General features: G+C 73.8%; 3 protein-coding genes. 2 read left to right on the top strand and 1 reads right to left on the bottom strand.

What is annotated here, in order from left to right:
• The coding region (locus KBX39_RS26830) for an AMP-binding protein (RefSeq protein WP_210873128.1) at positions 1-1,363 on the top strand (1,363 nt) is incomplete at its 5' end.
• A gap of 188 nt (positions 1,364-1,551) precedes the next feature.
• Entirely contained in the window at positions 1,552-2,757 is a 1,206-nt protein-coding gene (locus KBX39_RS26825; protein WP_210873126.1) for a serine hydrolase, read from the top strand.
• Here the strand turns inward: KBX39_RS26825 and KBX39_RS26820 are convergent.
• Positions 2,741-3,424, bottom strand: a 684-nt coding sequence (locus KBX39_RS26820; RefSeq protein ID WP_282102484.1) for a phosphoribosylamine--glycine ligase, incomplete at its 5' end; no start/stop codon positions are given. The two genes, KBX39_RS26825 and KBX39_RS26820, sit on opposite strands and share 17 nt — an antisense overlap.

The following is a 3,424-nucleotide window of genomic DNA, read 5'->3' as shown; positions in this document are numbered from 1 at the left end:
GCTGGAGCGGTCAGAACGGCTGGCCCGCTCCCTCCGGTCCCACCTCGGCGTCCAGGCCGGTGACCGGGTCGGCGTGCTCTGCCGCAACCACCACGGCCTGATCGAGGCGATAGTCGCCGCGATGCTGCTCGGCGCGGACGCCGTCCTGGTAAACACCGGACTGTCCGCGGCTCAGCTGGGCACCGTGGCCGAGGAACAGGGCCTGCGCGTCCTGGTCCACGACGGCGAGTTCACCGAGCGCGTCCTCGGCCTCCCCGCCGAGGTGCACCGGGTCGACGAGCGGCGGCACGAGGAGCTGATCGCCGCCGCGGTCCCCGGCGAACAGCTCCAGCCGCCCGAGCGGGACGGCCGCACCATAGTGCTGACCTCCGGCACCACCGGCGCGCCCAAGGGCGCCCGCCGCCCCACCCCGCACGGCTTCGGCCCGCTGGTGTCCATCATCGACCGCATCCCGCTGCACGCGCGGAACACCACCATGATCGCCGCGCCGATCTTCCACACCTGGGGGTACGCCGCCCTCCAGGTCTCGTTCGCGCTGCGCGCCACAGTCGTGCTGCACCGCCGATTCGACCCCGCCGCCACGCTGACCGCGCTCGTCGCCCAGCGGTGCGACGCGATGTTCGCCGTACCGGTGATGCTGCAACGACTCATGGAGGTCGAGCCGCCGCTGCCCCGGCCCCCGCTCAAGGTGGTCGCGGTCAGCGGATCCGCCCTGCCCGGTAACCTGGCCACCGCCTTCATGGACCGCTACGGCGACGTGCTGTACAACCTCTACGGCTCGACCGAGGTCTCCTGGGCCTCCATCGCCGGCCCACGCGAACTGCGCGCCGCGCCCACCACCGCGGGCCGGCCGCCTCACGGTACCCGGCTGGCGATCCTGGACGAGAACGGCCGCCCCGTCCGGGACGGCGAGGTCGGGCGGATCTTCGTGGGCAACGAGATGCTCTTCGAGGGCTACACCTCGGGCGTCGGGCGGGAGAGCCGCGACGGCCTGCTGGACACCGGCGACCTCGGCCGGCTCGACGCCGACGGCCTGCTCTTCGTGGACGGCCGGGCGGACGACATGATCGTCTCCGGCGGCGAGAACGTGTTCCCGTCCGAGGTGGAGGACCTGATCGCCCGGCTGCCGCAGGTCCGCGAGGTCGCGGTGATCGGCGTACCGGACCCCGACTACGGCCAGCGGCTGGCCGCGTTCCTGGCGCTGCGGCCGGGCGAGACGCTCGACCCGGAGGCGGTCCGCGAGTACGTCCGGCGCTACCTGGCCCGCTTCTCCGTGCCGCGGGACGTGGTGTTCGTCAAGTACCTGCCGCGCAACGCCACCGGCAAGGTGCTGAGCCGGGAGTTGCGCCGCTACTTCGACTGACCGCCGCTGATCCCGGCCCGGATCAGCGGGGAATCCTGACCCGCCCCTCGACCGCCGCCGGTGCGGCCGGACGCGGTGATCGCCGTGTCACCTACGGCATACACCCCCAGGGCCGCGGGTGGACGACCGGGGGAACTGCGGGACAGTCCCCGATGTTCCGTCCCGCCCGTGTCGACACGATCAACGGCATGAGACGAATCGATATGCCCGGCCGCCGCCGACTCGCCACGGTGCTGGCCGGCGCGCTGCTCGCCACCGCCGTACCCGCCCTGCCGGCCACCGCCGGCCCACCGCACCGGCCCGGCTGCGACGCCGGCACGGTGGACCCCACATCCCTGCGACGGGCGATAGCCGGCCTGCCCAACGACGACGCCACAAGCGCCCAGGTCCGCGTCACCACCCCCGACGGCTGCTGGACCGGCACCAGCGGCGTACGCGACCTGCGCGGCGCAGCCCCCGTGCCGCCGAACGGGCGGTTCCGGATCGGCAGCGTCACGAAGGTGTTCACCGCGGCGGTGACGTTACAACTGGCCGCCGAGGGACGGCTCGACCTCGACGACACCGTGCAGCGGCACCTGCCCGGCCTGCTACCGGCCGACTATCCGCCGGTGACCGTCCGCCAGTTGCTGAACCACACCCACGGCATACCGAGCCCCACCGTGCCGCCCGGGATCGAGTGGCAGCTGGCCCACCGCTACGAACGGTGGACCCCGGAGCAGCTCGTCCGCCTCGGCCTGCGCAACGGGCGCGAGTTCGAGCCGGGCACACAGCAGCGTTACACCAACATGGGCTACATCGTGGCCGGCATGCTGATCGAGAAGGTCACCGGCCACTCGTACGCCGAGGAGGTGCGGCGGCGCATCGCCCGGCCGCTCGGGCTTCGCGACACGTACGCACCGGGCGACGACCCCCGCCTGCGCGGACCGCACGCGCGCGGTTACCAGGTCGTCGTCCGCGACGGCCGCACTGAGCTGGTCGACGCGACGACCTGGAGCCAGACCTTCACGCCGGCCGCCGGAAACCTGATCTCCAGCCTGTCCGATCTGGACACCTTCATGACCGCGCTGTTCGCCGGCCGGGTGGTGCCCGAGCCGTGGCTGACCGAGATGTTCACCCGGCCGACGTACGAGGGCCGGGTTCTGGGCGAGTACGGCGCCGGACTGACCGCGATGGAGGTGGACGGGCAGACCCTGTGGCTCAAGACCGGCAGCCGGTTCGGCTACCTCGCCGGCGTCGCCGCCACCCGGGACGGCCGGTTCCGGATCGAGTACTCGGTCACCGCGACGGACGCCAAGGGCGAGGAGCTGAGCCGGACCGTCCAGGCCATCATCGGCGCGGCCATCGGCATGGTGCCGCCCGCCCCGCCGCAGTCCGCCGTCAGCCCGGAATCGTGACCCGGCCGTCCACCGCCGCCGCCGCGATGTCGGTGCGGTGGTGGGAGCCGGCCAGCTCGACCTCGCGTACCAACTCGTAGGCGGCGTCGCGCGCGGCGGCCAGGTCCGGGCCGGTCGCCGTACCGCAGAGGACCCGGCCGCCCGCGGAGCGCAACGTGCCGTCGGCGTCGCGGCGGGTCCCGGCGTGGATGATCCCGGCGCGGTCCGCGCCGGTGATCACGTCACCGGTACGCGGGCCCGCCGGGTAGCCCTCGGCCGCCACCACGACTGTCACCGCCGCGCCGTCGCGCCAGCGAAGCGGCGGGTGCGCGCCGAGCGTGCCGGTGGCGGCGGCGTGCAGCAGCCCACCCAGCGGCGTCTCCAGCAGGGCGAGCACCACCTGGGTCTCCGGGTCGCCGAAGCGCGCGTTGAACTCGATCACACGCGGGCCGGACGGGGTGATCGCCAGGCCCACGTAGAGCAGGCCGGCGAACGGGGTGCCCCGGTCGCGCAGCTCCGCGAGCGTCGGGTGCACCACGTCGCGCATCACGTCGTCCACCAGGTTCGGCGGGGCCCAGGGCAGCGGCGCGTACGCGCCCATCCCGCCCGTGTTCGGGCCGGTGTCGCCGTCGCCGACGCGCTTGACGTCCTGCGCGGGCAGCAGCGGCACCGCCGCTTCACCGTCGGG

The sequence above is a fragment of the Micromonospora sp. D75 genome (assembly GCF_018070405.1).
GTDB classification, from domain to species: domain Bacteria; phylum Actinomycetota; class Actinomycetes; order Mycobacteriales; family Micromonosporaceae; genus Micromonospora; species Micromonospora chalcea.
This window is presented reverse-complemented; position numbering and strand designations above follow the sequence as displayed.

What these genes read in the sequence shown, in the direction of transcription:
- KBX39_RS26825 (WP_210873126.1), top strand. Translation starts at nt 1,552, where the DNA reads ATGAGACGAATCGATATGCCCGGCCGCCGCCGACTCGCCACGGTGCTG.